20 protein-coding genes are annotated in these 25147 nt (G+C 53.5%); 11 read left to right on the forward strand and 9 right to left on the reverse strand.

Annotated features, from left to right (window positions below; translation table 11 throughout):
- Window positions 1-798 carry an isoprenyl transferase gene (locus A9753_RS03760; RefSeq protein ID WP_067780600.1) on the forward strand — a complete coding sequence of 266 codons (798 nt, stop codon included), beginning with the start codon at window positions 1-3 and terminating at the stop codon, window positions 796-798.
- 8 nt (window positions 799-806) lie between these two features.
- Here the strand turns inward: A9753_RS03760 and A9753_RS03765 are convergent, their stop codons facing one another.
- From A9753_RS03765 to A9753_RS03780, 4 genes are all read right to left on the reverse strand, one after another.
- Window positions 807-1211 carry a Fur family transcriptional regulator gene (locus A9753_RS03765; RefSeq protein WP_067780601.1) on the reverse strand — a complete coding sequence of 135 codons (405 nt, stop codon included), beginning with the start codon at window positions 1209-1211 and terminating at the stop codon, window positions 807-809.
- A gap of 147 nt (window positions 1212-1358) precedes the next feature.
- On the reverse strand, window positions 1359-2243 hold the full coding sequence (locus A9753_RS03770) for a metal ABC transporter permease (protein ID WP_067780603.1): 885 nt from the start codon (window positions 2241-2243) through the stop codon (window positions 1359-1361).
- Entirely contained in the window at window positions 2240-3067 is an 828-nt protein-coding gene (locus tag A9753_RS03775) for a metal ABC transporter ATP-binding protein (protein ID WP_083090279.1), read from the reverse strand. The genes A9753_RS03770 and A9753_RS03775 overlap by 4 nt, the downstream gene beginning before the upstream one ends.
- A 69-nt stretch (window positions 3068-3136) precedes the next feature.
- Window positions 3137-4201 (reverse strand): metal ABC transporter substrate-binding protein, encoded by a 1065-nt coding sequence (locus A9753_RS03780; RefSeq protein ID WP_067781085.1) that lies wholly within the window; start codon window positions 4199-4201, stop codon window positions 3137-3139.
- Window positions 4202-4454: 253 nt separating this feature from the next.
- Between A9753_RS03780 and A9753_RS03785 the strand changes: the two genes are divergently transcribed.
- Both A9753_RS03785 and A9753_RS03790 read left to right on the forward strand, forming a co-directional pair.
- The gene (locus tag A9753_RS03785) at window positions 4455-5849 is read left to right on the forward strand and encodes a glycine--tRNA ligase (RefSeq protein ID WP_067780606.1); all 1395 of its coding nucleotides are present in this window, start codon (window positions 4455-4457) and stop codon (window positions 5847-5849) included.
- A gap of 108 nt (window positions 5850-5957) precedes the next feature.
- Window positions 5958-7472 carry a YibE/F family protein gene (locus A9753_RS03790; RefSeq protein WP_067780608.1) on the forward strand — a complete coding sequence of 505 codons (1515 nt, stop codon included), beginning with the start codon at window positions 5958-5960 and terminating at the stop codon, window positions 7470-7472.
- A 12-nt stretch (window positions 7473-7484) separates the two neighbouring features.
- Here A9753_RS03790 and dusB read toward each other — a convergent pair whose 3' ends face one another.
- Window positions 7485-8810, reverse strand: a complete 1326-nt coding sequence (gene dusB, locus A9753_RS03795; RefSeq protein ID WP_083090280.1) for a tRNA dihydrouridine synthase DusB — start codon at window positions 8808-8810, stop codon at window positions 7485-7487.
- A 12-nt stretch (window positions 8811-8822) separates the two neighbouring features.
- On the opposite strand from dusB, the gene A9753_RS03800 reads away from it, so the two are divergent.
- Window positions 8823-9587: an SDR family oxidoreductase gene (locus A9753_RS03800; protein ID WP_083090281.1), complete on the forward strand. Its 765-nt coding sequence runs from the start codon at window positions 8823-8825 to the stop codon at window positions 9585-9587.
- Between the two features lie 67 nt (window positions 9588-9654).
- Here the strand turns inward: A9753_RS03800 and A9753_RS03805 are convergent, their stop codons facing one another.
- From A9753_RS03805 to glgC, 3 genes are all read right to left on the reverse strand, one after another.
- Entirely contained in the window at window positions 9655-11481 is a 1827-nt protein-coding gene (locus A9753_RS03805; protein WP_067780611.1) for a KAP family P-loop NTPase fold protein, read from the reverse strand.
- A 174-nt stretch (window positions 11482-11655) separates the two neighbouring features.
- A complete protein-coding gene (gene sixA / locus A9753_RS03810; protein WP_083090282.1) occupies window positions 11656-12231 on the reverse strand; it encodes a phosphohistidine phosphatase SixA in 576 nt (191 codons plus the stop codon).
- Between the two features lie 171 nt (window positions 12232-12402).
- On the reverse strand, window positions 12403-13647 hold the full coding sequence (gene glgC / locus A9753_RS03815; protein ID WP_067780614.1) for a glucose-1-phosphate adenylyltransferase: 1245 nt from the start codon (window positions 13645-13647) through the stop codon (window positions 12403-12405).
- 368 nt (window positions 13648-14015) lie between these two features.
- Here glgC and glgA point away from each other — a divergent pair, with 368 nt between their 5' ends.
- The 7 genes from glgA (at window position 14016) to A9753_RS03850 (ending at window position 23035) form a co-directional block, all read left to right on the forward strand.
- Window positions 14016-15254, forward strand: a complete 1239-nt coding sequence (glgA, locus tag A9753_RS03820) for a glycogen synthase (protein ID WP_067780617.1) — start codon at window positions 14016-14018, stop codon at window positions 15252-15254.
- Between the two features lie 244 nt (window positions 15255-15498).
- On the forward strand, window positions 15499-16326 hold the full coding sequence (locus A9753_RS03825) for an ABC transporter ATP-binding protein (RefSeq protein ID WP_067780620.1): 828 nt from the start codon (window positions 15499-15501) through the stop codon (window positions 16324-16326).
- A complete protein-coding gene (locus A9753_RS03830; protein ID WP_067780623.1) occupies window positions 16323-16760 on the forward strand; it encodes an NfeD family protein in 438 nt (145 codons plus the stop codon). The genes A9753_RS03825 and A9753_RS03830 overlap by 4 nt, the downstream gene beginning before the upstream one ends.
- 250 nt (window positions 16761-17010) lie before the next feature.
- A complete protein-coding gene (locus A9753_RS03835) occupies window positions 17011-18276 on the forward strand; it encodes an SPFH domain-containing protein (RefSeq protein WP_067780625.1) in 1266 nt (421 codons plus the stop codon).
- Between the two features lie 207 nt (window positions 18277-18483).
- Window positions 18484-20232, forward strand: a complete 1749-nt coding sequence (locus A9753_RS03840) for an ABC transporter ATP-binding protein (protein WP_067780628.1) — start codon at window positions 18484-18486, stop codon at window positions 20230-20232.
- Window positions 20229-22160, forward strand: a complete 1932-nt coding sequence (locus A9753_RS03845) for an ABC transporter ATP-binding protein (RefSeq protein WP_067780631.1) — start codon at window positions 20229-20231, stop codon at window positions 22158-22160. The genes A9753_RS03840 and A9753_RS03845 overlap by 4 nt, the downstream gene beginning before the upstream one ends.
- A 14-nt stretch (window positions 22161-22174) precedes the next feature.
- The gene (locus A9753_RS03850; protein WP_067780634.1) at window positions 22175-23035 is read left to right on the forward strand and encodes a TrmH family RNA methyltransferase; all 861 of its coding nucleotides are present in this window, start codon (window positions 22175-22177) and stop codon (window positions 23033-23035) included.
- An 89-nt stretch (window positions 23036-23124) separates the two neighbouring features.
- On the opposite strand, the gene A9753_RS03855 is transcribed toward A9753_RS03850, so the two are convergent.
- Entirely contained in the window at window positions 23125-24909 is a 1785-nt protein-coding gene (locus A9753_RS03855; protein WP_067780637.1) for an oleate hydratase, read from the reverse strand.
- Window positions 24910-25147: the final 238 nt, after the last annotated feature.

Here is a 25147-nt window from a genome sequence, read left to right on the forward strand (position 1 = left end):
ATGAGTGAAAACTCCCGTCCGCTACCACCACCACCGCACCCAAGCGGAGCGCAACCACCAGCACTCCCGGCGGAACTTGTTCCGCAACACGTTGCCGTAGTCATGGATGGAAATGGACGGTGGGCTAATGCCCAGGGTCTCCCACGCACCGAAGGCCATCGCGTGGGTGAAGCCACCTTGATGGACGTAGTGGCAGGGGCGGTAGAACTTGGCGTCAAAGAACTTAGTGCCTACGCCTTCTCTACAGAAAACTGGAAGCGCTCACCTTCAGAAGTCCGCTTCATCATGGGCTTTACACGGACCGTGCTGCGTCAACAACGTGATGATCTCAATGACTGGGGAGTTCAAGTCCGCTGGGTAGGACGCACTCCACGTCTATGGAAAAGCGTGCTCAGAGAGCTGCACACTGCCGAAGAACTGACGAAAAATAACACTACGATGACATTGAACATGTGCATCAACTACGGTGGTCGCGCTGAAATCGCTGATGCTGCCCGTGCCATGGCTATGGATGTACGTGAAGGTCGTCTCAAGGCTGAATCCATTACGGAAAAAACCTTGGCCAAGTACCTCTACAGTCCCACCATGCGTGATGTGGACCTGCTGATCCGCACCGGGGGAGAGCAACGTACTTCAAACTTCCTCATGTGGGAATCGGCCTACGCTGAACTTTACTTCTCCGATATTGCTTGGCCAGATTTTGATCGCCGCCACTTGTGGAAAGCATGCCAAGCCTACGCTCGCCGTGATCGTCGCTTTGGTGGTGCGAAAGATGCGGTGATTGATCAATCAGAGTGATGAGCAGCCTATACGGAGCATGCTCCGCATAGACCGAACAGTTCAACAGTGTGAGAAACGTCAGTGAATCCGTGCTCGGTGCTGACAGTATTAACCCACGTTTCGAACGCATCTCCAGCAATTTCTACGGTTGTCCCACATTCACGGCACACAAGATGGTGGTGATGTTTATCGTCGTCACAGTGTCGATAAAGTACTTCGCCGTCATCGCTACGCACTTGGTCAACTAAGCCTGCGTCAGCCAGTGACTGTAGGTTGCGGTAGACCGTCGCCAAACCTACTCGTGTGCCTTCAGCGTCGAGTGCTGCGTGAATCTGCTGAGCGGAGCGGAAACTCTCGGTTCGCGCAAGAAGATCAGCAACAGCTTGGCGCTGCCAGGTGGAGCGAGTCTTGGAGGGGGAAGTACTTGACATGGTTCTACTGTCTCACGTGTGAGGGATTGTGTCTTTGGTAGGGGCGGCGATTAGCGTCGTGGAGGGGGACAAAGACTTAGCTTACGTCAGTTTTGCTGAATGTTCTGGTAAGACGTGGGTGGGTTGGGGAAGAGCGTTCAACTGGTGTTATTGGCACGCACTGACCGAACGTGAACGGGAGAATAGTGCGTGACTGATTGCCACGCCAAGGGACACTATCGCATAGGTTCCGACCAACAGAATAACGATCATGGCACCGGGAGAAGCGGCCACGAAGTACGTGATGGTCAAACCGAGTACACAGGCCACACAGCCAATAATCATAGCCATATGCATGGTGCGAGAGAAGGAATGTGACAGCAGTTGTGCAATAGCGACGGGCACAATCATCACGGCACTGACAAGGAGAACACCCACAACGCGCATGGAGACGCTCACAGTAAGAGCAGCAACTACAGCAACTAGGATATTGAGTGCACCGGTTGGTAATCCGATGGCTTTGGCGAATTCTTCGTCATGGGACAGAGCGAAAAGCGGGCCACGAAGACCAAGCCCCACTCCTAGAACGATAATGGCTAGCATGACGGTGAACCATACGTCGTTTTGAGAAACCGTTGCGATGGAGCCAAAGAGGTAACTGGTCAGGTTTGTAGTGGTTCCACCTGCGAATTTAATGAGGATGACGCCACCTGCGATACCTCCGTAAAACAGGATCGCCAACGCCACATCTCCTCGCGTTTTCCCCCGGGCGCGAACAATCTCGATGAGGATGGCACCTACGACGCTGGCAACGATAGCGCCGGGTACAGCCAATACATCTTGAGGGGTGGCACCAACAATGCCGGCTACCAGCCAGCCAAGGGCCACGCCTGTCAGGGAAATATGTCCAATACCGTCACCTAACAGTGCTAGGCCACGTTGAACGAGGTAGGTTCCCACGACGGGGGCGCTAATGCCCACCAAGATGGCTACGATGAAGGCCCTCTGCATGAGGGGGCTGGCCAACATGTCACTCATTGCGGTCAGGGTCATGCGGGGTTCCTTAACACTGGGGCGTGGTGGGCGACGCGGCTGAGAGAATCGTGCGGGTGGAGATGCTCGCACCCCGTCTCGCCTGGGTGATGATGAGGGTGATCGGTTGCTGGCGGTTCACCGTCGTGAATGATGCGTCCCTCTTCGAGGACTACGGCGCGTTCCACGATGGGGGTGAGTTCACCCATTTCGTGAAGAACGGTGATGAGTGTCAGTCCGCGTTCACGCAGTGAGGACAGGATGGTGGCAAGTGTCTCGCGGCTAGTACGGTCAATACCTGCCAGTGGCTCATCGAGGAAAAGAAGTGAGGGATTACGTACCAAGGCGCGAGCAATCAGCACACGCTGAGCCTGACCGCCTGAAAAGACTTGAACGTGGTCATGGGCACGATCGGCTAGATCGACCGCAGCAAGAGCTTCCATCGCGGCTTGATGGGCTTGACGCCCACGGTCTTTCCATGGGGTAGAACGTGAGAGTAGTCCACTTCGCACCACTTCCAGGGCAGTGGCAGGCACGCCGGAGGATGCGCCCACGCGTTGGGGTACATAACCGATTTTTCTCCAAGGAACGGAACTCTTGCGGGCAAGATCTTTGCCATAGATCTCAATGCGTCCCCTTGTACTTGGCACAATTCCGAGGCAAGTTTTCACCAAGGTGGACTTACCTGAACCGTTAGCACCAAGGAGAGCAACCGATTCTCCTTGCTCAACAGTCAATGAGATGCCGTGCAGGATCGGGCTGGTACCCAGGGTGACATCTAATTGGTCAACCAGGAGTGGCATGGGGGTGGTGGACTGTGAATTCACGAAGGATGATTCTTCCATGGGTAAACGCGCAGCGCGTGTGAGGGAAGGATGATTCTTCCCTCACACGCGCTAGTGCTGGTGACTTAGTCAGTTCTTGGCGCCAAGAGCTTTTTTCAACTCGGTGAGATTGGACTCCATGGCGGTGAGGTAATCGCCATCTTCGGGAGCGGACTCAATGGGATTGAGAACAGCGGTGGTAGCGCCAGTTTCTGCGGCCAGTGCCTCCGCAGTCTTGGGAGAGACTAGTTCTTCGGTGAAAACCGTGGTGGTGCCGGTTTCTTCAATGACCTTTTTGACTGCTGCTAGGTCGGCGGGACTCGGCTCAGATTCAGGGTCGATGCCGGAGACGCTGACCTGCTTGAGATCGTAGCGTTCAGCCATGTAGCCGAAAGCGGCGTGAGAGGTCACGAAGGTCCTGCGCTCGGTGTCTTTCAGACCGTTTTTGTAGTCTTCGTTGAGTTTATCGAGTTGGGAGTTAAGCAGCTCGAGGTTGTTGTTGAGGGTGTCCTTGGAATCGGGAAGTGCCTTGACTAGGGCACCGTGGACGGCGGTGGCAGCGTCCTTCATGCGGATGGGATCGAGCCAGAAGTGAGGATCGAGTGCTTCGTCTTCTTCCTCGTGGTCATGGTCATGGCCTTCTTCGTGCTCATGATCGTGGTCATGACCTTCTTCGTTGTCATGATCATGTTCATCGTGATCATGCTCTTCATGTTCGTCTTCATCGCCGTGATGGTGATGGTGGCCTACACCCTCATGATGTTCGAGGTGAACATCGTCGAGGAGATTGATGACGGTAGGGCCGCTGATTTGTGCCACTGCATCGTCAAGGGAAGGCTGGAAGCCCTGGACGTAGACAATCATATTGGCGTTGGACAGGTCAGTGACGTCCTTGGGGGAGAGCTCGAAATCGTGAGGCTCAACGTTGGTGGGGGTTACAGAGGTGACCTTTGCCAGGTCGCCAGCCAGTGAGGTGACGAGGAACTGGATGGGATAGAAGGACACGCTGACGGCCAGTGGGCTGTTTGCAGAGGAGGAATTGCTCGAAGATGCGGATCCGGAGTCGGATTTCTTGTCTGAAGAGCACGCGGCTAATGCGGCCAATGTGGAGGCAGCAAATAGGGCGGTTGCGTGGCGTCGTGAAATAGCATTCATGAAAATCATTCTCATATAGTTCTGGGGTGAGGTCAACTTCTCCGCCACGCACCCGCCAAGAAAATGCGTTGAATACACCACAATCACACCAGATTGTCCTACGCGACGCCATCACTGAAGTTCCAGCCCCATAGACTGAAGGTCCAGCATGGAAACTCAGCAAAAACCTGACGGAAGCGTCAAAGGCAACTGAATTCCTATGCCCTCGCTGCATCATCCAGGTGCGGTGACCGAACACAATCAGGAGTACAACGTGGCACAGACCCCCTCCCGACTAGACGCAGTAATCAACCTCGCCAAACGACGCGGATTCGTCTTCCCCTGTGGCGAAATCTACGGCGGTACTCGTTCCGCATGGGATTACGGGCCACTCGGCGTCGAACTTAAAGAAAACATCAAGCGTCAGTGGTGGCAGTACATGGTTCGCTCCCGCTCTGACGTGGTGGGCCTGGACTCTTCAGTTATTCTTCCTCAGCAAACCTGGGTAGCCTCTGGTCACGTTGCCGCCTTTACTGACCCGCTTATCGAATGCACCAGTTGCCACAAGCGCCTGCGTGAAGACGACCTCCAGGAAACCTACGCCGCTAAGCATGGTATTGAGGACCCTGACAGCGTTACCCTTGACCAACTCGTCTGCCCCAACTGTGGCACTCGCGGTCAATTCACCGAACCTAAGGCATTCTCTGGCCTGCTCAAGACCTTCCTTGGGCCTGTCGACGATGAAGCTGGTCTACACTACCTGCGCCCTGAAACTGCACAGGGTATTTTCATTAACTTCGCCAACGTCATGACTGCGGCACGTAAGAAGCCCCCCTTCGGCATTGGTCAGGTGGGTAAGAGTTTCCGAAACGAAATCACCCCCGGTAACTTCATCTTCCGTACCCGCGAATTTGAGCAGATGGAACTTGAGTTCTTCTGTGAACCCGGCACAGACGAAGAATGGCACCAGTACTGGATTGACTACCGTAAGGCCTGGTACACCGGCCTGGGCATTGATGAGAACAACCTGCGTTTCTACGAGCACCCCCAGGAAAAACTTTCCCACTACTCTAAGCGCACCGTGGATATCGAATACCGTTTCGGATTCCAGGGTAGTGAGTGGGGCGAACTTGAAGGTATCGCCAACCGCACCGACTACGACCTCGGTGTGCATGCCGAATCCTCCGGCAAGGATCTCAGTTACTTCGACCAGACCACCGGTGAACGTTGGATTCCCTATGTCATTGAGCCTTCTGCCGGTTTGACCCGCTCCCTCATGGCATTCCTTGTTGATGCCTACCATGAGGACGAAGCCCCTAACACCAAGGGTGGTGTAGACAAGCGCGTTGTGCTTCGCCTTGATCCTCGCCTTAGCCCCGTCAAGGTGGCCGTCTTCCCGCTGTCCCGCAAGGAAGAACTCACCGGACCTGCCAAAGAACTGGCTGATAACCTGCGCCAGTACTGGAATGTTGAATACGACGATGCCGGTGCTGTGGGCCGCCGCTACCGCCGTCAAGACGAAATTGGTACACCCTTCTGTGTGACTTTCGACTTTGAATCCGTGGAAGACGGCGCCGTGACTGTTCGCGAACGCGACACCATGAGCCAGGAGCGCGTCAAGATCGACGAACTCCAGTCCTACCTGGCAGCCCGCCTCATCGGCTGCTGAATGACTGAACTGCTCCGCCGCAAGGCGTGAGCCAATGAGTGTCCCTCGTCTGAATCTTTCAGGCGAGGGACACTCGTATGTCAAGGCACAACTTGTACGCTGACCTTCGTGAGCCCACAGCACCTTGACCATGCCCACGCGCACGATCACAGCGCGCCACTCGACGTCTCAGCCCAGCAGATTCGCAGGGTCCGCATCGCCCTGGCCACTATGGTGATCCCGTTGATTCTGGCAACTGCGCTCGCCATGGTGACAATCTGGCCCCACGGCAGTTCTTTAGTAGGAAGCCGAGAGTTTGTAGCCCCCGGCTCCTCTATGCGTGAAGCGACCGTGACAGCGATGAACATTGACGGGTGCCCTGAATCGGTCACCTCGCTCCGTGACGTGACTGCGGGAGTCGGAACTGGGGCGGTTCAACCTGACGGGAACGGACAAGCGCCCTCTGGCCAAGATGGTGCTCCGGCACAGAAGGGCGTTACTCCACAGGCCCAGGGTGTTGATCCGCAGGGGGCGGACACCAATGGTCAAGCAGGGCAAACTGAGGGACAAGCAGGAGGGCAAGCCGCCCAGCAATCAGCCCTCTCATCTGCCCAACAGCCTGGTCTGCTGGCAGACGCCGTGTGCGCACGAATCGAATCTGGGCCCACTGCCGGCGTGGTCATGCCCGTTCATGTCCCTCCGGAGTCACAGCAGCCGATGCGTGTGGGCGACCGTATAGAAGTGATGGAAAATCCTGGGGCAATTGTGTCAGGCACTCCATTTATCTTCGTGGACTTCGAACGCAGCACACCGATCTTCTGGCTTCTTGGCGCTTACGCGGTACTCGTCGTACTTGTTGCTGGACGAAAAGGTTTCGCTTCCATGATTGGCTTGGCTTTCGCTATCGCCATCATGATGTTTTTTGTGATTCCGGCGCTCCTTGGTGGCCAACAGCCGATTTCTGTGGCCCTTGTTGGTGCCAGTGCCATGATGATCGTCTGTTTGTACACAGCCCACGGCATTACCGTGAAAACAACCACCGCACTCCTGGGCACGATCGTGGGTGTGGCCATTATGGTGGGCCTGGCTGTGTGGGGAACGTCAGCGGCGCGCCTTACCGGTGCAGTTGATGAAAACGCCTATTTGCTTAGTTCCTTTGTCCCTGGAATTAACCTGCCCGCATTGCTCACATGTGGCATGGTCATTGCAGGACTGGGCGTACTTAACGATGTGACGATTACTCAGGCATCCAGTGTGTGGGAGTTGCACAGCGCAAACCCCTCACTGAGCGTCCTGGGGCTTATCCGTTCGGGCATGCGCATTGGTCGCGACCACATCGCGTCGACCGTGTACACCTTGGCCTTTGCTTACGCCGGTGGTGCCCTGCCTCTGGTGCTCAGCGCCGCGCTCATTGATCGCTCGGTGATGGATACGGTGCTGTCTGGTCAGATTGCTGAGGAAATTGTGCGCACGCTCGTCGCATCCATCGGACTAGTTCTCGCCATCCCCATCACCACGGCAATCGCCGCTCTCCTGAGCAAAGCCACCGCACCCGCTCACAAGGTGAGCATAGGTAAGCACGAGCAGGTCACTGTCGCCCCAGTAATTGACGGCGATGAACGAGCCAGTAATCGACGGCGATGAATCTGAGGCGATTTAGCCGCCGGAAACGTCGTGTTCGGCGTCTGCTAGGCCTGCTTGTTCTTCAGCGTTGAGATAGGGCGAATCCAACCAGCCCTCAGGTAGATGGGGGCGCTTGGGAGTGCCCGCGCGTCCGCGCGGGCCTTCGACTGTGGAACCTGGGTAGGGAGCATCAGCGTCGAGCCTGGACAATAACGTGTCCAGTTCTTCCAGGCTGGTGACCTTCATGAGTTCAGCGCGAGCCGCTCCGCCCACCGGGTAGCCCTTGAGATACCAGCCGATGTGCTTGCGAAGATCACGAACACCGCGATCTTCACCCATTTCGTCGGCAAGAAGTCTGCCGTGTTCCTGAATTGTGGTGATGACTTCCCCTAGGTTTGGGGCAACTCGCTGCTCATGACCAAACATGGCAGCAACCAAGTCAGCGAACAGCCACGGGCGTCCCTGGCAGCCGCGGCCTACCACCACACCATCGCACCCGGTCTGACGCATCATCTCCACTGCATCGCTGCCCATCCAGATGTCGCCATTGCCCAGAATCGGTAAAGAACAGTGTTCTTTAAGTACGCCGATTGTGGACCAGTCAGCGTGACCGGAGTAATGCTGGGCAGCAGTGCGGGCATGCAGAGCCATGGCTGCCGCACCGGCACCCTCAACGATGGTGGCGCAATCAAGATAAGTCAGGTGATCGGTGTCGATCCCCAGGCGGGTTTTGATGGTGACGGGAACGGGGCGCTCACGATTCGCATCCCGCTCAGCCTTCTCACTGGCCTTCACCGCCGCGGTCACGATGTCTTTGAGGAGATCTCGCTTCCATGGCAGTGCAGCGCCGCCGCCCTTGCGGGTCACCTTGGGGACGGGACAACCAAAGTTCAGGTCGATATGGTCAGCCAGGTCCTCAAGGACAAGAATGCGCACTGCGTGAGCCACGGTATCCGGCTCGACTCCGTATAACTGGATTGAACGTACGCGTTCAGTGGGGTCTGTACGCACCATGGAAAGAGTTTTCTCATTGCGTTCAACGAGAGCACGAGTAGTGACCATTTCGGTGACGAAAAGACCCGCTGGAGCGGTGAGTACGCCGTCATGAATGACGGGGCCGTCAACGGTGGGTGCGAAGTTCTCTGGAAGGGCACTTTCGCCACTCTTTCGGCACAAATAGCGGAAAGAAGCGTTGGTAACGCCTGCCATGGGTGCGAGCACCACAGGGGTCGGTACGGCGATAGGGCCAATCGACAATTGGCTGGGGGCGAGAGGCGAGAACTGGTCAGTCACATCCGTATTGTGGCACGAGTCCGCAATTTGTTTGATTTGGGCAGGAATCACGGTCAAAAGCGACATATTCTAATCCTCATGACTTCAGCCGGCCTGCCCAATCTTCCCCAGCATGACTGCTCTGGTGCCACTTCATGGCCTCAGCAAACCATCGTCGTGACTGGAGCATCGCGAGGGATCGGCCAGGCGGTTGCGGAACATTTTGCTTGTTGCGGCCACCGTGTAGCAGGTATTTCGCGTAGTGGCGGTGCACCTGAAGGGGTGCTGGGGCTTAGCGCAGATGTCACGGATATTGACGCTCTTACCCACGCAATTAAAGAAATCCGCGCTGAATTTGGCGCGCCTCATGTTCTAGTTGCTGCTGCAGGCATTAGCGCCGAGTCCCTGGCGCTGCGAACCAGTTCGCAGATGTGGGATGAGGTGATCGCCACCGATCTGACGGGCACGTTCAACTCAGTGCGTTCGGTTCTTCCTGACATGCTCAAAGCCCGATATGGCCGCGTAGTGCTGCTCTCGTCCGTGGTGGCCGCTAGTGGTGGTGTGGGCCTTGCAGCATATGGCGCGGCAAAGGGCGGAGTTGAAGGGCTCGTCCGTAGCCTGGCAAGAGAGGTGGCACGGAGAGGAATTACTGTTAACGCCGTGGCGCCAGGATTGATTGAGACCGATATGACGGCTGCTCTTACTCCTCAGGCTCGTGCTGGTTACATGGAAGCCATCCCGATGGCTCGTTTTGGTCAGGCGCATGAAGTGATTGCGCCGGTGGAATTCCTCGCTAGTCCCGCATCCTCTTATGTCACCGGTTCCATCATTAGCGTCGATGGTGGCATGGGGATGGGGCGTTAATTATCAGAAGGTCGAAATGGCAGCGATCAACTTCGAGATATGACAGTGTCCGTAACTGATCGTTGTTTTACAAGGCAAAAAGTTCTTCCAAACATGACAGTAGAGCGTCTTTTGCTTCAGGAATTGCGTAATTTTCTGGTGTCAGTGAAACATTGATCTGGAGGTTTGATGTTTGATAGGTCTTATCGGTTAGATCTTCGCCAAACGGAGCCAGTTTATCAATCCAACTCTTTACTAAAGTTTCACCCATCGCGCGGCGAGCAAATTTAACAACAATTGCAGACTTATTAAATGAAAGCTCAGCCTTTGTAGTTTTTCCAGCCGAATTTAGGCGATAAAACTTTGGTTCTGGTTGGACGCCAATTCCAGTCGTAAATTCATTAGATAAGTCACCAAGACGGTCCTTAAGAGAGTTAAACAGGTCAGAAAAAAGACTGACAAGCTCTGGGTTCGCATGGTACTTCGTGAGTAGTGTATCTATAGTTACTTCAAAACCGAGCACGATTTCTCCTTTAGTTGTTTTCTTGCGATCGTTGCCAACCGATGTAATAGAAGCCAATGAAAGGGCGGTTCGAAGGTCGTTAATATTGCTCATCTGATTTTTTGAATTCCCTGTTGTAAACACGCCGAGTAGGGATGTTAAAAAATTAATAAAAGAATACGTTTCGATGGCTGAAATGTCGAAACTATCGAGTAATGTTGAAGTCTCTTCGTTGTCTTGTTCGAAAAGAGAAATTTCTTTCTTGAAGAACTCTTCTACAGAAGAGTCGCACACTTCATTTTCTACTTTTTGTATAAATTCTCTGTAATATAAAGGATATGCGCTTTGGAGGCACAGGATAGCAAAGAGTTGTAATCGTTCCGCGGGGTTAGTTTCTTTATCGGTGCGGGATCGGATATTTTCGAGTAGGCGGAATGTATTAAGGAGTCGTTTGATGGAACGGGGGTTGTTGCCGACAGATAGTGTGCACAGTGTTTGATAAATTTTTGATTCGCTAGAGTCTGTAGTGTCAACCATCTCCTTAATTAGTGTCCCAGTCTCATAGGCGCTAACAGGCATGTGGAAAGGTACTTGAATTATCTTATCGAAAAATGATTGTGCTTTTTTCTCGCGAAAATCATTACCGAATTTTTTATGTACGCCCTGTTTGATTACTTCAAAATCGATGGCAAGGATAAAGACGCACCCAGGTAGATCAAGGAATAGTTTTAATGACTCAAGTAATTCGACTGCTTTTGCAGGTTCAAGGCGATCTAAGTCGTCAATAAAGATGAAGATTTTTTCGTCAGATTGTGATGCAGGCTGATCGGATCGCTTTAATGCACTATTGATCATTAATGCAATGTCAGACTTAAGTTCTTCTAGAATTTTGACGTCATACTCAAATAGTTGAGTAGCATAATCGTTTAGTTCCTCACTAGAGGTTTCGAATGCTTTTTTGCCGCCTTCAAAAGTTTTTTCAATTAAAGGCTGATAAGGGGTCAGCGTTGTCAACCCTGATATGAACCCGGTTCCTGCCCCTAAGGCAATTTTTGCAATTTTTTTGAATTTTTTGGTATAATTTACTTTATCGCTTGGGTTAATTTTCGATAGTGCGATAGTTAGTTGTTGTAACAAGGCGAGAATTAACTTGTCGCCCATGTTAAATTGGGAATATTGCCAAGTATTGAACCAAATGACGTGATTTTTTTGTTCAGTATTACTGATCTTATTTTTGATCATGTTCATTAGCGATGTTTTCCCAGAGCCCCAATCGCCTTGGATTGCGATGGTCATGGGAGTCTCGCACTTTGTTGAGAAATCAGCTAATGCGTCAACATATTGCGAGATGTTTAGCGAGTCTTCATTCGCTGGGATATCGGTCATCGATAGTGGTTGAAGTTGTTTCGACATGTCGGCTCATCTCTCAGGAACTAGTTAGCCCTTTGCAACTGCTGTAAATTATAGGTGATTACATTTAAGTTAGTAACCTATTTCAGGTTCGTAAATTACCAACTAGTACGAAGCGTCGACAGGCATTTGGTTGGGGAACCGGCCCGTTAGTTTGTTTCTGACAGGTTGCCTGGGTTACTTTTCGACGACGCCGTGAGGCAATGCCTTAATCGTTGCCATCTGTTCGTTTAGATCACACCACGCACCGTCATAGGACATGATGATTGCCGTTGCTGTGGACATGCCGAAGGCAATGTCCTGGGTCAGAGGATTCGAACGATCAGCAGATAACGCATAACCAACCATGGATAAGGTGGGTTCGTGGCCTACCACCATTACTGAGGTGTACTCTTCGTCGACGTCATGCAGCATATCGATGATGGAGCCTACGCCGTTGCGTGGAGCGTAGATGGTCTTATTAATTGCGATGGATGAGGGTTTGGTGGCTTTGGCAAGGTACTGGCCGGTTTCGCGTGCGCGCTTGGCAGGTGAAACCAGCATAAGGTCAACCTTGAGGCCTTCGGCTTTGAGTTGAGAAGCCAGGTTCTTCGCCATGGCTTGCCCTTTTTCTGTCAGTGGCCGTTCCTCATCAGATGTGGCCATGGAGGCCGCCTTTGAGTGGCGAACGAGTACAAGAGTCTTCATAGTCACAAAGTGAACTGTATCAACGGAGCAGCGGGCATTTCGTAGTTTTGGATACTCAATATTCATGATCGTTCACTAACGGGTGGGGACGGGGGCTGTGGGGAAGCCTTGTTTGAGTGACATGGTGATGCGCTATGTGAACGTATTCGGTGTTACCGAAAAACGGTGGGGCGCCGACGAGAGTCAGCGCCCCACCGCGTGGATGGCATAAGCACGTGTGAGTGAAGAAAGAAATCCTTACCGGGTCACAATCTGGCCCTTAGCGACCACTGTGATACCGGATTCAGTCACCGTGAAGCCACGTGCGCGATCATGTTCGTGATCGATGCCGACCATGGCACCTTCTTCTACGCGAACGTTCTTGTCCAAAATGGCTCGGTTGACCACGGTGTTGCGGCCCACGTTCGCGCCGTCGAGAATGACAGAGGAGCGGACCGAGGACCAGGAGTTAATGCGGACGCCGGGGGAGAGGACAGAGGAAATGACTTCACCGCCTGAGACGATGACTCCGGGGGAGACGATGGAATCAATTGCGTGTCCTAGACGTTCATGGTGGCCGTAGACGAACTTCGCTGGAGGCATGCCTGCGTCATAACCGGTGTACAACGGCCAGCGGTCATTGTAGAGATTGAAGACGGGGGTGACGCTGATGAGATCCTGATGAGCCTCGTAGAAAGCGTCGAGGGTACCTACGTCACGCCAGTAGTTACGGTCACGATCGGTTGAACCGGGAACTTCGTTGTCTTTGAAGTCGTAAACGCCGGCGGCGCCTTGGTTGACGAACCAAGGAACGATGTTGCCGCCCATGTCGTGCTTAGAGTTGTCATCTGCAGCGTCAACGGTGACAGCCTCGCGCATGGCGTCCACGCTCATGATGTAGTTACCCATTGAAGCAAGAACTTCATTGGGGGAGTCCGGCAGGCCGGGAGTGTCCTTGGGCTTTTCTACGAAAGCCTTGATCTTGCCGGGCGCCTTCGGGTCAGTTTCGATCACACCGAACTGGTCAGCCAAACTCTTGGGTTGACGGATACCAGCAACAGTCAGAGGTAACCCGGATGCGATATGGTGCTCAAGCATCTGGGAGAAGTCCATCCGGTAGATGTTGTCAGCACCGGTGATCACCACGTAATCGGGACGTTCATCATCCACCAGATTGAGGGACTGATAGATCGCATCAGCGCTTCCTAGGAACCAGTGCTTACCCATACGCTGTTGTGCTGGTACGGGAGCGACATAGTTGCCCAGCATCGATGACATACGCCAGGTCTTGGAGATGTGACGGTCAAGAGAGTGGGACTTGTATTGAGTCAACACCACAACACGCAGAAAGCCTGAGTTCACCATGTTGGACAAGGAGAAATCAATCAGGCGGTAGTGGCCGCCGAAGGGCACTGCGGGCTTGGCGCGATCGATGGTGAGGGGCATAAGGCGCTTACCTTCACCACCGGCGAGGACGATTGCGAGAACACGTGGAGCTGCCATGGGTTAAGCCTAAAGTGCTTGAGAGTGTTTCGCAGGAAAAACGCCAGGTAATTTTGGCCAATTTCTAGGGCTAACTGCCTACATTAAGGAAGAAAAGAAGGGAAGAATAGAAACGGTAAGGTTGCTTGAATTGCATCGTTTGACCTGAGCTTCGCTCAAAATTAGTCATTTATGTGTCTCATTACTTTCCATCATGAAACGAGAATGTAAGCATACAGTGACCTGATTCATTGTGATCGTCAGTGAATAATGGTGGCTCGGATCGAAGGTTACGGTTGTAGAGTGTGACCTGCGATACTCTTATGGTGCATTGTTGCCCAATGGAGTCACTACCTCCAGTCGCGTCCATCAAAGAAAGGGGCATCCCGATGAGGGTTGACCTACTGACCAAGGAATACCCGCCATTTATTTACGGTGGGGCAGGAGTCCATGTTGACGAACTGGCTAAGGTGCTTCGTCCCCTTGCCGATGTGCGCGTTCACGCCTTTGGCGGGCCTCGTAAACAAGGTCAACCTGGTGGCGATCCCGGTGTGACGGGTTACCCCAATGTTGAGGAGTTGGCTGGGGCCAATGCTGCACTGCAGACCTTCGGCGTTGACTTAGAAATGGCAGCCGGATGTGAAGGTACGGACCTGGTCCACTCCCATACCTGGTATGCCAATCTCGGCGGGCGTCTGGCCCAGCTCCTTCACGGTGTTCCCCACGTGATTAGCGCGCACTCCTTGGAGCCCATGCGTCCATGGAAAGCTGAACAACTTGGCGGTGGGTATGCTCTGAGTTCCTGGGCAGAAGAAAACGCTTACACCAACGCTGATGCCATCATCGCCGTGAGTGGCGGCATGCGCGAAGACATTCTTCGTTCTTACCCCACCGTTGATCCAGAAAAGGTCAAGGTTGTTCACAACGGTATTGATCTCGATGCATGGAAGAAACCAGAAGGTCCTGAAGCAGGAGAACTTCAAGAAAAGACCTTGGCTCGTTTGGGAATTGATCCTGAACGGCCCACCATCGTCTTTGTTGGGCGTATTACGCGCCAAAAAGGTCTGCCTTACTTCCTGCGTGCTTGCGAATCACTGCCGGAAGAAGTCCAGATTGTCCTGTGTGCCGGAGCCCCGGACACCAAGGAAATCATGACCGAAGTCGAAGGTCTGGTTGATACGCTGCGCACGAAGCGTACCGGCGTCGTGTGGGTTGAAGAAATGCTTCCTCGGCCGGAACTTATTGCCGTACTTGATGCTTCTGACCTGTTCGTGTGTCCCTCAATTTACGAGCCCTTGGGGATCGTGAACCTGGAAGCCATGGCTGTGGGGTTACCAGTTGTTGGCAGTGCAACAGGTGGTATTCCGGAAGTTATTAACGACGGCGAGACGGGCCTTCTCGTCCCTCTTGACCAGTTACATGACGGTACTGGCACACCCGTTAATCCTGAACAGTTCATTGCAGATCTTGCCAAGGCGATCACTACCTTGATTACTGATAAGGAACTGTGCGAAAAGATGGGTAAGGCCGCACGTAAGCGCGTGGAAGACCACTTCGCATGGACTGCCATCGCTGAGCGTACGATGGCTGTTTATGAATGGGTTCTTGAGCAGCGCAAAAATGCCTGACGGACGCACTTGATTCAGTGAGTTTAAAAGTCTGGACGAGCAGACGATAGTGACGAGCGGGGCAGTAGCTTATGAATCCTCTGGTCAATTAGGTGCTTGGCTGCTCTATTGACTGCGATGTCGGGATAATTACGGTGCGGGGTGGAGACGGTTATCGTTGTCTACCCCGCACCGTATCGTTTGTCCCATAACAATTCAGCGCGCCTAGCAACCGCAATGATTGTGAACAAAGTAGGCTGGGCACATGGTTGATGTCCTGCGAATGAGCAATGTCAGTGTGGTCCGCGATGGCCGAGCCATCGTTCATGATGTCAACGTGACCATTGAAGATTGGCAACGATGGGTCATTCTTGGCCCCAACGGTGCCGGTAAAACCACCCTTGCCCGCATGGCTTCTGGTCGCCTGTACCCGTCGAAGGGTGAAGTCGCCATTCTCGATGAGGTACTAGGCCGTACCGATGTCAGTGAACTGCACGCTCGTGTGGGCTTGTGCTCCTCAGCATTGGCCCAGCAAATCACCAATGTCCAGTCCGTGGCAGACATTGTTCTGTCAGCTTCCTGGGGTGCAGTAGGCTCATGGCGCCACACTTACGAAGATGCCGACGCACAGCGTGCCGTGGATGTTCTTTCTGCACTTGGCGTGGGTCATCTGGCTACCCGCAAGTGGGGGACGCTTTCCTCCGGTGAACGCAAACGCGTCGAAGTCGCTCGCGCACTCATGCCTGACCCGGAACTGCTCATCCTCGATGAACCAGCGTCAGGTCTTGACCTCTCCGGTCGTGAAGAACTTGTTAGCGCACTGGAAGAAATCGTCGCTGACCCTGCTTCTCCGGCCATGATTCTTATTACCCACCACCTTGAAGAAATCCCCGCCGGATTTACTCACGCACTCGCACTGCGCGAAGGAGGAGTGGTGGCTGCTGGCCCTATTCAGGAGGTCATCACCAGTGGGGTGATGAGCGATGTGTTTGGACTTCCTCTTTCTGTCACTGTCCACGATGGTCGCTTTACTGCGCGAGCTCAGCGTCGCAGTACCGATGGTATTCACGCAGTGAATGGAAAGAATTCATGATGTGGCTGTGGTGGCTCGTCGCCGCGCTTGGCCTGGGCGTTGTGGAAATGCTCAGCGTAGACTTGGTGTTCCTCATGTTCGCATCAGGTGCTTTAGCAGCCAGTTTGGTTAGTCTGACAGGTGTCCCTCTTTATGTTCAGATCATCGTATTCGGGGTGGTCTCTACCCTGGGATTGGCTGTTGCTCGCCCGTGGGCTAAGCGTTACATCAACCGTTCCACACCTCACACTGATTCCAACGTTCACGCGCTTATCGGTGCTACTGCGCGTGTTCTTCAGCCCGTCGATCTTCATCAAGGCCTCATCGAACTCGATGGAGCACAGTGGAGTGCTCGTTTGGAGACGGCTTGTCCTGTCCCACAGTGCGAGGTTGGCTCCGAGGTTCGCGTCATCACCATTGATGGGGCCACAGCAGTTGTTACCCCGATGATGTGAAGCACACCCTCATACGAGGTTGACAAGTGATACGAGGTGACTATGTGGTGCCGTTGTTTGTTTCAGCATGTGGTGGATGAGTGGAATCCACTGAGGCACGACGTGAAACTTCATACTGAAAACACTCAGCGCCTACCTAATCAGGGGAATCCTCCCGTGGCAAAGAGATCGAAAAGACGTAGTTTCCTTTAAAAGTGATGCCCCGATTGCGTAGACTCAAGGCACTACTGATGTGAAGGGGTCGTTCTCGATGATTGGTTCAGTAATTTCCATTCTTGTCTTGGTGTTTTTGGTGCTGTTCATCGTCACTGCCATCGCCAAGGCCGTGCGAATTGTTCACCAGAGCCAGGCGATTATTGTTGAGCGCCTCGGTAAATTCCAGGCGGAATATGGCGCAGGTATGCATTTCCTCGTGCCATTTCTCGACCGTGTTCGTAACACCGTCGACTTACGCGAGCAGGTGGTCTCTTTCCCTCCGCAGCCGGTAATTACTTCCGATAACCTCGTGGTGAGCATTGACTCGGTGATTTACTACCAGGTCACTGACCCCAAGCGCGCTACCTACGAAATCGCCAACTATCTCCAGGCTATCGAGCAGCTTACCGTGACTACTCTGCGTAACGTTATCGGGGCCATGGACCTTGAGCAGACCTTGACTAGCCGCGACCAGATCAACGGCCAACTTCGTGGCGTACTTGATCAGGCTACTGGCCGTTGGGGTATTCGCGTGAGCAATGTGGAACTGAAGTCCATCGATCCGCCTGCCTCTATTCAAGGGGCCATGGAACAGCAAATGCGCGCCGAGCGTGACCGCCGTGCAGCCATTTTGACAGCCGAAGGCGTCAAGCAGTCTCAGATTCTTACTGCCGAAGGTGACAAGCAGTCCGCCATTCTTCGCGCTGAAGGGCAAGCACAATCGGCCATTCTCAAGGCACAGGGTGAATCCCGCGCTATTCTCCAGGTCTTCGACGCTATCCACCGTGGTAACGCTGATCCCAAACTTCTTGCGTACCAGTATCTACAGACCCTCCCCAAGATTGCTAACGGTAATTCCTCCAAGATGTGGATTGTTCCCACTGAGTTCACCGCAGCACTTGACGGTATCGCTGGTGCCCTGGGAGGAAAGTCTCCCGCTTCTCCTGGCCCCTGGCCTGGCGCTGACGGCGATGAGGAACGGACCTCAGTTGATCTGAGCGGATTGGATTCCAACGCCTTCGGTATTACCGATGACCTTGCTGCGACTCATTTGCAAGATCCCGCTGAAGCTCTTGCGCAAGCGCGTGGTGAAGCAGATGCTGCACTGCATGAAGCCAAGGATGAAGTTTCTATGGCAGCACCGAATAAGGCTGTTCATATGGCACCCGCCGAGTCTGCTTCCCCAGCCCAGCCTGCTCAGTCTTCCGCGCCGTCAACATCTGGTGTTGCCCCTGAGACACCTCAGGTTAGCGGGTATGGACTTCCTCCCCAGGAAGGTGACGGTCCTTCCATTCCACCAACCTATCCGCCGTCACACTGAGGCATTCGGTCACACCACTGCAATGAGTGCCAAGGTTTGTGCGTCGTTTGCGTGACGTGACACGGCATCAATAGACGTGAATCGTTGGGGCCCGCGCCGCTAGGCGCGGGCCCCACACATTTGTGAATATCTCCTTATGATCAATGCCACCACGGTGAAGAGCGATCGATATATGCACTCAGTGCAAACTCGGCGTAGACTTCCCAGGTGCTCAGACGACTTCTTCGCAAATACTTGCGCCCCTACCTATGGCTAGTGATCGGTGTCCTTGTCTGCAAAGTCATTGAAACCTTCACCTCACTCAGTCTGCCCACCTTGAACGCTGACATCATCAACAGCGGTGTCATTAAGGGCGACGTGTCCTACATTTGGCAAGTCGGCGGCGAAATGCTTGCCTTGACCGCACTACAAGTCGTGGTGGCCATCATCGCCACCCTACTTGCAGCGCGTACCGCCATGGGACTAGGCCGCGACGTGCGTCGTGACGTCTTCACACGAGTACAACGCCTCAACCTCGAAGAAATGAGCCGCTTCGGTGCACCCAGCCTCATCACCCGCTGCACCAACGATGTGCAGCAAATCCAGATGGTGGTCTTCATGAGTTTCGCCATGATGGTCATGGCTCCCATCATGATGGTGGGCGGTGTGTTCATGGCACTACGTGTCGATGTTCCACTCTCCGCCCTCATCGCCGTGGTTGTCCCCATCCTCGGTGTATTTCTCGCACTCATCCTGCGCCGCCTTATCCCGCACTTCAAGATGATGCAAAAGCGCATCGACCGCATCAACCTGGTCATGCGTGAACAAATTCAAGGCGTGCGCGTCATTCGCGCTTTTGTGCGCCAGCCTCAGCGCACCGCCACCTTCACCCAAGCCAACGACGAACTGACCGGCACCGCACTGTCCATCGGTCGCCTTATGGCCATTCTCTTCCCCGTAGTTCAGTTAGTCCTGAACTTCTCCTCCATTGCCGTGATCTGGTTCGGTGGATTACGCGTCCAAGACGGCTCGATGCAGGTCGGTGACATCACCGCATTCCTCAACTACCTCATCCAGATCCTTTTCTCCGTCATGGTCGCCACCATGATGTTCATGATGGTTCCTCGTGCCTCAGTGGCTGCTGAACGTGTGAACGGAGTTCTTGACCTAGAACCCTCTATCGCCAGTCCTAAGACTGTCAAGGAACTGCCTGTTCACAGCGATTGCTCATCTCGAGCACGCACTGTCACCTTCCATGACGTGTCCTTCCGCTACCCCGGCGCAAGCGAACCCGTGCTCGATCACGTGGACCTCACCCTGGAAGCCGGAACAACCACAGCCGTCATCGGATCTACCGGCGCAGGAAAAACCACCTTGCTCAACCTCATTCCACGTCTTATGGATGTCACCGATGGTCGCATTGAGATTGACGGCGTGGACATTCGCGACATTACGTTGCCTGCCTTGCGTGAGAACATCGCCGTAGTTCCTCAAAAGTCGTACCTCTTCTCCGGAACTCTCCGTTCTACATTGTCTATGGGAAGTGACTACAGTGATGAACAAATCTGGGCAGCACTTACCAGTGCTCAAGCAGCGGATTTTGTCAGCGCACTCGATGAAGGCTTGGACACGAAAGTCGAACAAGGCGGCGTGAACTTTTCCGGCGGTCAACGCCAGCGCCTATGTATCGCACGAGCACTGCTTAAACCCGCCAGTGTGTATCTTTTCGATGACTCCTTTTCAGCACTGGACTTCACTACCGATGCACGCCTCCGTGCAGCACTGCCCCAAGCCACCGACGGAGCCACGATGCTCGTCGTTGCCCAGCGTGTGTCTTCTATTCGCCATGCCGACCAAATCGTGGTCCTTGACGGTGGAGAAGTGGTTGGAATTGGCAGCCATGAATTCCTCATGGACACCTGCCCCACCTACCAAGAAATTGCATTGTCCCAACTGAGCGTGGAGGAGGCAGCATGAGCCCACGTCATCCCGGCCGCTCCCACGCACCTGGTGCACAGGCCAAGAACTTTAAACAATCCCTCAAACGACTCTTATCGACGCTAGCCCCGGAAAAAATCCGACTGGCGCTGGTCATGGTACTAACGGTCATCGGCGTCGTTCTCAATGTCATGGGTCCCAAAGCCCTCGGACATGCCACGAACGTGATCTTCCGTGGCGTTTTAGGCACAGCCATGGGGCGCATGCTCCCGGCGGGAACCACTACCGAGCAGGCGCTTGCTATGCTCCGTGCCTCAGGAGACTCATCCCGGGAGCGTATGGCCTCTATGATCGAAGCGATGCACGCCCAGGTCGGTGTGGGTATTAACACCCACGACCTTGCGCATGAATTATTCATCGTGGTTGCTTTGTACACCACAAGCGCCATCATTATGTACATCCAGGGCTACATCCTGGCCGGAGTCATCCAACGTACCGGCAACCGCCTGCGCGCTGGCGTGGAATCCACGATCAACCACCTCCCGCTCAAGGCCATTGACTCCGGTAGTCGCGGAGACATGCTCTCGCGCGTAACCAACGACGTGGATAACGTCACCCAGACACTCCAACAGACGCTCTCCCAAGTCATGCAAGCCAGCGTCACGATCGTGGCCACACTCGGCATGATGATCTGGATTTCTTGGCACTTGGCATTGGCCGCCATTGTGACGATCCCTGTGGCCGCAATTCTCGCCGTGGTCATTGGTAAGAAGGCTCAACCGCATTTCAAGCAACAGTGGGCCTCCACCGGCGCATTGGGGGCCACCGTCGAAGAAGCCTTCACTGCTCATGAGGTAGTGACCGCCTTCGCCTGTGAAGAGGACTTCGATCGTACTTTCGCTCGTGATAATGACTCGCTTTACCGCAGTGCATGGCGCGCACAGTTCCTCTCCGGAACTATCCAGCCGGCCATGAACCTTATTAACAATCTGACTTTCGTCATTGTTGCGGTTCTGGGAGGTATCAAAATTACCAACGGTTCGCTGACCCTCGGTGACGTTCAAGCCTTCCTACAGTACTCACGCTCCTACTCCCAGCCCATCGCCCAGTTGGCCAGCGTGGCTAACCTGCTGCAGTCGGGCGTGGCCAGTGCCGAACGCGTTTTTGAGATTCTCGATATTGAACCTGAGCCATTGGACGACGCCGCGCCAGCAACATTGCCTCAGACCCTTCGCGGATCGGTCACTTTCGACCATGTCCGTTTTAGTTACGACCCCGAGAAAGAACTTATCCGCGACCTTAGCCTCACGGTACAGCCTGGCCAGACCGTGGCCATCGTGGGTCCCACAGGCGCAGGCAAAACTACCCTGGTTAATCTGCTCTTACGTTTCTACGAGCCGTTGAGCGGTCATATTGCTATTGATGATGTAGATATTTCCACTGTACGCCGCGATGATGTTCGCGAACATATCGGCATGGTCCTTCAGGACACCTGGCTGTTTGACGGCACTATTGAAGAAAACATCGCCTTCGGCCTGCCTGAGGCAACGCATGAACAAGTTGTTGAAGCAGCACGCGCAGCTAATGTCCTTCACGTGATTGAAGCACTGCCTCAAGGATTCAATACTGTCATTGATGACTCCGGTTCGGGTGTGAGCACCGGTGAAAAGCAACTCATTACCATTGCTCGTGCTTTCTTGGCTGATCGTCAGATCCTTATTCTGGATGAAGCAACCTCCAGCGTAGATACCCGAACCGAGGTTCTCGTCCAGCAGGCGATGGCCAAACTGCGTAGCGGACGTACCAGTTTCGTTATTGCCCACCGACTATCCACTATTCGCGATGCTGACATCATTGTGGTGATGGAAGACGGTGACATTGTCGAAACAGGAAATCATGACACACTCATGGAAGCAGGCGGCGCTTATGCACGCCTCTACCAATCCCAGTTCGATGGCGAATCCTAAGAAAGCGACGTCTGATGATCATTGAACTCAATGACGATAGCGACGAACGACTCAAGGACTACACCTCTCTGACCGACGTCGCCTTGCGTAAGCGTCTGGAAACAGAACGCGGCCTCTACATGGCTGAGTCCACCAACGTCATCACACGGGCCGTCGAAAAAGGGCACGCCCCTCGTTCTTTTCTCATGGCCCCACGCCACTATGAGACGATGAAATTTGTGATCGCTTCGGCTGATGGAACTGGTGGCGCAGAAGATGGCGGAGATATTCCCGTATTCATCGCTGACGAATCGGTTCTTGAAGGTATCACCGGATTCCATCTTCACCGTGGTGCTTTGGCGGCGATGAATCGCCCTGAACTACCCGGTGTAGCGGAGTTACTCGCCTCATGCCGCGATGGCCAGGGGGCACGCCGCATTGCCATCCTTGAGGATTTGGTTGACCACACGAATGTGGGAGCAGCGTTCCGTAGCGCTGCCGCATTAGGAATCGACGCCGTTCTGGTCACCCCGCACTGTGCCGATCCTCTTTACCGCCGCAGCGTTCGCGTTTCGATGGGAACTGTTTTCCAGGTGCCGTGGACTCGTATTGAGCGCTGGCCCGCCGTCGATGAACTTCATGATGCAGGGTTTACTGTCGCTGCCTTGGCTCTTAGTGATGATTCCATCAGCCTTGACGAATTTATTGCTTCTGAAGAATGTACTGCGCCTGATAGCAAAGTGGCGATGGTTTTAGGAGCAGAAGGTGATGGTTTGAAGCCATGCACTATTGCGCAAGCTGATCGTGTGGTGCGTATTCCCATGGCTGGGGGAGTGGACTCCCTTAATGTTGCTGCTGCTGCAGCCGTAGCTTTTTGGGCGGTACGCTGCGATTAACGAGTAATTGACAGTCGGACTAATCGCTGGGGTGAGAACAGAAAGACTGTTCTCACCCCAGCGAATTTGACGGATGTCTTTTCTTCTTGTTACGGAAGAATATCTTCGAAGTAGGTGCCTCTTAGCAGACGCGTCAGCATTTTTTCGCCGGGCAACTTCCCACTATTCATTGTTTTTGCAGCGGCGAGTAAGGCACGAATGTCATACTGTGCGGGCCAGATTGGCGGGATGTCACGATCTAAGTCAAGTAATCCGTAGACCGCCATCATGGCAGTGCGGGCTGAACCTTCAGTGGTGAAAACGCAGTCATCTGGGGTTTCAACAAACTGACCGAGGAATGCGAGATTGACACATCCTTCTGGAATTACCTGAGGGCGGTCTCCCTTTCCACGGGGCATGAAGAAGGCAGTGATGTAAGGCATAGTTGCCAAACGGACTTTCGTGTTCTTTTTAATCTCGTCGAATTCGCTAAGAAGACCGAAATGGTAGCAATACTCGGCGAGGATTTCTTCACCCGTGCATTCGAGCATAGGTTTCTTTACGTAGTCACCCTGAGCGAAAGGATAGAGACCATAAGCCCAGGCCACACCCCAGTCCTTAGGCTGACCGTGGAACTGTGGCTGGCGGTTCATCGTCAATGAAATACACCATGAAGAGTCTTCTACCGTGATGATTCCACCTGTGACGGTACGCCCAGATAGCGGATCGTTTCCGGTCATTTCTTTAATTTTGCGCAGGAAAGGATGATTCTCGCCGATAAAGTTAAAACTCACCGATTCCCATACGGTTTTATCAGTGTCAGAACAAAAAACTTGTGGACGGCCGAAAACTCGAGACTTTTTTGCAAGATTACGCCACAGTTCCCAACCATCGGTGGCATTACGGTGGTAAGGAGCAGGATGGTTCATATCGCCATATCCAGTGCACTCGGTGAGTGAACCATTCGTGACGAAGACTAAATCTTTATCTGTCACAGCGATGGAATCCGTTGTGCCGTCACGATGACGGGTATCAATGGCTCGCACAACCTTACGGTGTGCGGTGATCTCCATATCAAGGTCATAAACCATCGTGTCATAAACGAATTGCACGCCCTTGTCCTCTAGCCAGCGAACCAGTGGCACAACGAAGGAGTCGTATTGGTTGTACTTACTGAAACGTAGGCATGACAGATCAGAAAAACCTGGGAAGTACTGCAAGAAACGGTGCATGTACCGTTTCATTTCTGTTAGAGACTGCCATTGTTCGAACGCGAACATCGTCTTCCACAGCGTGTAGAACATCGAGTCAAGAAAATCCTGATCGAACCAGTCTTCAATCGACTTGTAGTAAGTGTCCTCTTCTTTGGCCAGAAGAAGTTTCACCATGGCACGTTGGCCCTTCTTATTGATACCCATTTTGTAGGTGTCAACTTTCTGGCCACCGCTTTTGATAACGCGGCATGGTGAGATATTAGGGTCGTTCTCATTTGTAATACGGAACTCATCGAGCACTGTATAAGGGGCTGGCATCTCCAAGGCAGGGATGTCACGCATGATGTCCCAGAAACACTCAAAGTGCTGCCCCATTTCGCGACCACCACGGGCAATGAATCCTTTATCTGTGTCACCATTGCCGTCAAACGCTCCACCAGGAACAGCAAGTTCTTCCAAGATCGTGATGTTTTCACCTGGCATCTGACCATCACGAATAAGGAAAGCTGCAGCGATCAGTGAGCCAATACCACTGCCTACTAAGTAGGCCTTACGTTCCTTCACATCCTTGGGAGGAACGGGATGGTTGTGCGTGTAAAGACCTAAATCATTGTGGACGTATGCGTTGCCATCAGGGGAAATCGGGTAGGTCTTTTGATAAATGTGTTGGGTATTGGTCATCGGTGCATTCTCCTTGCACATCTCGACACGTGCCGAGCGGCTGTGCTCGGACGGGAATGTGGACTGAGGCCACGGCAGGATGACCTAAGCCACATGTCCTTCACTATACGACTGCTGACGGCGGGGTTCTACAAAAAACCAATTCACAAAACACGAACAAGATGATGGACTTTTCTCCTTATTATTTCTGTTTTTCATCTAAAATTAATGGGCATAACTGGTTTAGCAATGGAGCAAC

The sequence above is a fragment of the Actinomyces vulturis genome (assembly GCF_001687305.1).
GTDB lineage: Bacteria > Actinomycetota > Actinomycetes > Actinomycetales > Actinomycetaceae > Actinomyces > Actinomyces vulturis.